The sequence below is a fragment of the Rhodocyclus purpureus genome, from assembly GCF_016653115.1.
Classification (GTDB): Bacteria; Pseudomonadota; Gammaproteobacteria; order Burkholderiales; family Rhodocyclaceae; genus Rhodocyclus; species Rhodocyclus purpureus.
Map to the genome: position 1 here is coordinate 1 of NZ_NHRX01000005.1, position 5,018 is coordinate 5,018.

Annotated in this window: 8 protein-coding genes and 1 tRNA gene; 8 read left to right on the forward strand and 1 reads right to left on the reverse strand. The window is 62.7% G+C overall.

The window, feature by feature from the left end; translation table 11 throughout:
* Positions 1-444: 444 nt before the first annotated feature.
* Positions 445-750 carry a hypothetical protein gene (locus CCR84_RS00225; RefSeq protein WP_201208928.1) on the forward strand — a complete coding sequence of 102 codons (306 nt, stop codon included), beginning with the start codon at positions 445-447 and terminating at the stop codon, positions 748-750.
* A 107-nt stretch (positions 751-857) separates the two neighbouring features.
* Here the strand turns inward: CCR84_RS00225 and CCR84_RS00230 are convergent.
* A tRNA-Met gene (locus tag CCR84_RS00230) sits at positions 858-934 on the reverse strand.
* A 258-nt stretch (positions 935-1,192) separates the two neighbouring features.
* On the opposite strand from CCR84_RS00230, the gene bchC reads away from it, so the two are divergent.
* The 7 genes from bchC to pufM form a co-directional block, all read left to right on the forward strand.
* Positions 1,193-2,137, forward strand: coding sequence for a chlorophyll synthesis pathway protein BchC (bchC, locus tag CCR84_RS00235; RefSeq protein ID WP_201208929.1), 945 nt, complete (start codon positions 1,193-1,195; stop codon positions 2,135-2,137).
* A gap of 236 nt (positions 2,138-2,373) precedes the next feature.
* Positions 2,374-2,565: a light-harvesting protein gene (locus tag CCR84_RS00240; RefSeq protein WP_201208930.1), complete on the forward strand. Its 192-nt coding sequence runs from the start codon at positions 2,374-2,376 to the stop codon at positions 2,563-2,565.
* Between the two features lie 12 nt (positions 2,566-2,577).
* Complete coding sequence (locus CCR84_RS00245; RefSeq protein ID WP_201208931.1) at positions 2,578-2,790, forward strand: light-harvesting protein; 213 nt, start codon at positions 2,578-2,580, stop codon at positions 2,788-2,790.
* 114 nt (positions 2,791-2,904) lie between these two features.
* Positions 2,905-3,054: a light-harvesting antenna LH1, beta subunit gene (gene pufB / locus CCR84_RS16845; protein WP_201208932.1), complete on the forward strand. Its 150-nt coding sequence runs from the start codon at positions 2,905-2,907 to the stop codon at positions 3,052-3,054.
* Between the two features lie 32 nt (positions 3,055-3,086).
* Positions 3,087-3,296, forward strand: a complete 210-nt coding sequence (pufA, locus tag CCR84_RS00255; RefSeq protein ID WP_201208933.1) for a light-harvesting antenna LH1, alpha subunit — start codon at positions 3,087-3,089, stop codon at positions 3,294-3,296.
* A 122-nt stretch (positions 3,297-3,418) separates the two neighbouring features.
* The gene (gene pufL / locus CCR84_RS00260) at positions 3,419-4,243 is read left to right on the forward strand and encodes a photosynthetic reaction center subunit L (protein ID WP_201208934.1); all 825 of its coding nucleotides are present in this window, start codon (positions 3,419-3,421) and stop codon (positions 4,241-4,243) included.
* Positions 4,244-4,258: 15 nt separating this feature from the next.
* Positions 4,259-5,018, forward strand: a 760-nt coding sequence (gene pufM / locus CCR84_RS00265) for a photosynthetic reaction center subunit M (protein WP_201208935.1), incomplete at its 3' end; no start/stop codon positions are given.

The following is a 5,018-nucleotide window of genomic DNA, read 5'->3' on the forward strand; positions in this document are numbered from 1 at the left end:
TTCCATAGTGTCCCGCTGCATGCTTTCCCCGGCTTTATCTACGTCATTGCGAGGCGCCTCCCTCCGTGGCGCAACGACTTCGTCATTGCGAGGCGCGGAGCGCCGTGGCAATCCAGTTCGTTCTTCCAGTTTCGCGGCCTCGCCAACTCCAGCCCCACGCACTGATTCGCCACGCCCTTCGGTCTCGCGATAACCGGTTGCTGCTCCGGGCAGCGTCTTTGCCTCGTCCCTTCGCAGTTTCACGTTAAGCCGACCTGGCCGACGTCCCCCGAGCTGCGCCAAAGGTCGCCAGCTGTCGGGAAATCTGACAGGGAGAGGCGCCTCCTGGCGTCCGGGCAGCGTCAGGCGCCTGTTTCCGGGCTGTTTTCCGAGGCGGCACGATGTTTGCTTGGCAAGGAGGCAGCAGGTGCATTCGGAAGCGATCCAGGCCAACAGGAGCTCGGCATGTTGCCAAGATACATGGTGGTTGCCGGCCGCTACCGGAACGGGGCGAGGCAAGTCGATTACGTTTGCCCCGCCGAAAACTTCGAACAGGCGCTGGCTTTGCTCGATGCCGAGGCGTCGAGCCACGACTTCGCCTACATCGAGATCCGGCACGCCGGTTATTTATACACCTTCGACAAGGATGCTGGCCTCCCCTGTGCGGACGACCTGCGCGAGGTTCCCTTTCCTCTCGCGGATCGGCGCAGGGGGAGGTGCGACCGGCGTTCGTCCATCCAGGATCGGCGCAGCCCACCCGGGCGGCGCTGAGTTGCCGTTCGTCGTGCACGCCCGCCAGATGGGCCCAAGAGGCGTCTGCTCAGGCGTCCGCCCAAACAAAAAGCCCCGGTTTGACCGGGGCTTTTTGTTTGAATCTGTGGTGGTGATGGGCAGAATTGAACTGCCGACCTACGGGTTATGAATCCGTCGCTCTAACCAACTGAGCTACATCACCCCGAGAGCCCAAAATTATACGGCAGTCCGCGTGCGGGAGTCAATCGCGAAATGGGCTGCAAACCGAGCCGCTTTTGCCATCCTGCGGGAAACCTGCGTATGGGAGCCTATCCCGGCACTTGCCCGGAGCGTGCGCGATCGGCGTGGCGCGAAGCGCCCGCTCCGGACGCGTGTTGACTTGGGGGGGGCTCCCGGTAGACTCGCGCCGTCCTCCCTGCCACCCCGGCTGGTTTCTTTTTGTCTACTTCGGAAGCATCTCATGGATACCTTGGCAGTCGTTCTTTCTGAACCGGAAAAACTTTCCCTGCGTCGCCTGGAACTGACGCCCCCGACTGACGAGGATGTCGTTGTCGACATCGACTGGAGTGGAATCAGTACGGGTACCGAAAAGCTGCTGTGGACCGGGCGCATGCCGCCGTTTCCCGGTCTCGGCTATCCGCTGGTTCCCGGCTACGAGTCGGTCGGTCGCGTCAGTTTCGCCGGAGCGCGATCGGGACGCGCAGTCGGCGATTACGTCTTCGTTCCCGGTGCCAAGTGTTACGGTGAAGTGCATGGTCTCTTCGGCGGCGCGGCGGCGCGCGTGGTCGTGCCCGGCTCGCGCGTCATCCCGTTCAAGGAGGAGCTTGCCGAGCACGGCGTGCTGATCGCGCTCGCGGCGACGGCCTACCATGCGCTGGCCGGCGGCGAGTTGCCCGAACTGATCGTCGGTCATGGCGTCCTCGGACGCCTCCTGGCGCGTCTGGCGGTCATCGAAGGTGGCAATCCGGTGGTCTGGGAAGTCAATCCGCAGCGCATGGATGGCGCGCAGGGCTACGCGGTGATCGACCCCGCCAGCGATGTGCGCAAGGACTATCGCTCCATCTGTGACGTCAGCGGTGATCCTGCCTTGCTCGATACGCTGATCGGCCGCCTGGGGCGTGGTGGTGAGATCGTCCTCGCCGGTTTTTACGACAAGCCACTGTCGTTCAACTTCCCGCCGGCCTTCATGCGCGAGGCGCGGCTACGGATCGCCGCCGAGTTCAAGGATCCGGATCTGGCCAAGGTCAAGGCCTACGCCGAAAGCGGTCAACTCGCCCTGGACGGCCTGATCACCCATCGCCTGCCTGCGTCCGAAGCGCAACTTGCCTACCGCACGGCCTTCGGCGACGCCAGTTGCCTGAAGATGGTCATCGACTGGCGCGACAGCCACGGCGACTTGGCCTGACGACGCGCGCGAGCCGTTTTTGTTCCGCTCAAAAAATGTTTGACACTAAAATTTTTTTTGCGGTACTATGGCACCGTCTGTTACACAAACGACACAAATCCTGTGGAACAGCGTCACACTTGCAGCGTCGGGGAGCGACGTTGCAAGCCACTCGGGGCAGTAAAAACTGTCTTGAACATCCCAGCCGCGCGGGCGGTGCGCGGTAACAGCCGAAAGGCAAATCAGGAGGTATCACAATGGCTGATGCTAAAGTCTATCCGTCGGGCCTGACGGAAGCCGAAGCGCTCGAACTTCACAGCGGCGTCATCAACGGCACGCGCACCTTCGGTGCTCTGGCGATCGTTGCTCACGTGCTGGTTTTTGCTGCACACCCGTGGGGCAAGGGCGGCGCCCTGGTCGCTCAAATCGCTTCGCAGTTCGTGGCCTAAGGAGAATAAAACATGGCAAATCAAGGAAAAATCTGGCTGTTCGTTAAGCCCACCGTTGGCCTGCCCGTCTTCTTCTCCGCCGTTGCCATCACGGCTCTGGCCCTGCACGCTGCGCTGCTGTCGAACGGCCGCCTGACCGCCTGGTGGAGCGAGTTCCCCCTCGCCAAGCCGGCCGCCGTCGCCGCCGCTCCGGTTGCTGCTCCTGCAGCTGCTGAAGTCAAGTAAGCGACTGCTTGGCAGAAGGGCGGGATGGCCTTGCCAACTCGCCCTTTTTTTCGTCCCCGCCGCGGGGGTTGTGCGCGGTAACAGCCGCAAGGCTTATCAGGAGGTTAAACAATTATGGCTGATGTTCGGAAATCTCTGTCCGGTCTGACGGAACAGGAAGCTCAGGAATTCGGAACCCTTTACACCCAAGGGCTTGCGTTCGTTACCGTTGTCGCGATCTTCGCGCACGCGCTGGTCTGGGCTTGGCGTCCCTGGCTTCAATAAGTTCTTGACATCGTTTAGAAAGGAGCATGGACATGGCTGCAGCTCAATGGAAACTCTGGTTGGTTCTGGATCCCCGCACGGTGATGATCGGCACGGTGGCATGGCTGGCCGTTCTGGCCCTCACGATCCACTTCGTGCTGCTGGGCACCGAGCGCTTCAACTGGATCGACACCGCTCCGGAGAAGAAGGTCGCCGCAGTGGAAGTGACGGCAACGCCGGCACCGGCTTCGCTGGTCGGCTAGCACGAGTCGTTTGCCGAAGGAATCGGGCGGGGCGAGCGAAGTTGAGTGCTCGCTTCCGTTCGTTTCCGGGAGCGCTATAAGGAGGCAGCCACGGGCATGCCTTCCGATCGGAGGATCGAACGATGGCAATGTTGAGTTTTGAGAGGAAATACCGCGTTCGCGGCGGCCAGCTGCTCGGGGGCGACGTGCTGGATTTCTGGATCGGTCCTTTCTATGTGGGCTTTTTCGGAATTTCGGCTGCCTTCTTTGCCTTGCTGGGAACGGCGTTGATCGTGCTGGGCGCCTCGTGGGGTCCGACGTGGAACCTGTGGCAGATCAGCATTGCGCCGCCTGACCTGCAGTACGGGCTGGGCTTCGCTCCGCTGAAAGAAGGGGGCTTGTGGCAGTTGATCACGATCTGCGCGGTGGGCGCATTCGTATCGTGGGCGCTGCGTGAAGTCGAGATTTGTCGCAAGCTGGGGATCGGGTACCACATTCCGTTCGCGTTCAGCTTCGCGATCCTGGCGTACGTCGCCCTGGTGGTGATCCGCCCGCTGCTGCTTGGCGCGTGGGGACACGGCTTCCCGTACGGGATCATGAGCCACCTGGACTGGGTGTCGAACACCGGCTACCAGTACCTGCATTTCCATTACAACCCGGCACACATGCTGGGGATTGCGTTCTTCTTCACGACGACGCTGGCACTGGCGCTGCACGGTTCGCTGATCCTGTCGGCGACGAACCCGCGCAAGGGTGAGCCGGTGAAGACGGCGGAGCACGAGAACACGTACTTCCGTGATGTCGTCGGCTACTCGATCGGCGCGCTGGCGATTCACCGCCTGGGCCTGTTCCTGGCGCTGTCGGCGGCGTTCTGGAGCGCGGTGTGCATCGTCATCAGCGGACCGTTCTGGACGCACGGCTGGCCGGAATGGTGGAGCTGGTGGCTCCAGACTCCGAACTGGCGCTAACAGGGAGCGAGACAAATGGCCGAATATCAAAATATCTTCAACCAGGTCCAGGTGCGCTCGCCGGCGCACCACGGCGTGCCGCACTCGCGTGGGCAGGCCGGCCGTGCCGGGCATCCGTTCTTCGTGAACCTGCTGGGCAAGATCGGTGACGCGCAGATCGGTCCGATCTACCTGGGCTTCTCCGGGGTCGCCTCGCTGGCCTTCGGTTTCGTTGCCCTGATGATCATTGGCCTGAACATGGGCGCACAGGTCAACTGGAACCCGATGGAGTTCGTCCGCCAGCTGCCGTGGCTCGCGCTCGAGCCGCCGTCGGCGGAGTGGGGCCTGCGCTTCCCGCCGCTGGCGCAAGGCGGCTGGTGGCTGCTGACCGGTCTGTTCCTGACGCTGTCGATCCTGCTCTTCTGGGTGCGCATGTATCGTCGTGCGACCGCGCTGGGCATGGGCACGCACGCCGCCTGGGCGTTCGCCTCGGCGATCTGGCTGTACCTCGTCCTCGGCTTCATCCGCCCGGTGATGATGGGCTCGTGGTCGGAAGCGCCGCCTTTCGGCATCTTCCCGCACCTCGACTGGACGGCCGCGTTCTCGATCCGCTACGGCAACCTGTACTACGATCCGTTCCACATGCTGTCGATCGTGTTCCTGTATGGCTCGACGCTGCTGTTCGCCATGCACGGCGCGACGGTTCTGGCGGTCTCCCGTCTCGGCGGCGAGCGCGAACTCGAGCAGATCACCGACCGCGGTACGGCTTCGGAACGTGCGGCACTGTTCTGGCGGT

Bases quoted from the DNA above. Each gene is read 5' to 3' on its own strand.
- CCR84_RS00225 (WP_201208928.1), top strand. From the start codon at position 445: ATGTTGCCAAGATACATGGTGGTTGCCGGCCGCTACCGGAACGGGGCG.
- CCR84_RS00245 (WP_201208931.1), top strand. From the start codon at position 2,578: ATGGCAAATCAAGGAAAAATCTGGCTGTTCGTTAAGCCCACCGTTGGC.
- pufL (WP_201208934.1), top strand. From the start codon at position 3,419: ATGGCAATGTTGAGTTTTGAGAGGAAATACCGCGTTCGCGGCGGCCAG.
- bchC (WP_201208929.1), top strand. From the start codon at position 1,193: ATGGATACCTTGGCAGTCGTTCTTTCTGAACCGGAAAAACTTTCCCTG.
- pufB (WP_201208932.1), top strand. From the start codon at position 2,905: ATGGCTGATGTTCGGAAATCTCTGTCCGGTCTGACGGAACAGGAAGCT.
- pufA (WP_201208933.1), top strand. From the start codon at position 3,087: ATGGCTGCAGCTCAATGGAAACTCTGGTTGGTTCTGGATCCCCGCACG.
- CCR84_RS00240 (WP_201208930.1), top strand. From the start codon at position 2,374: ATGGCTGATGCTAAAGTCTATCCGTCGGGCCTGACGGAAGCCGAAGCG.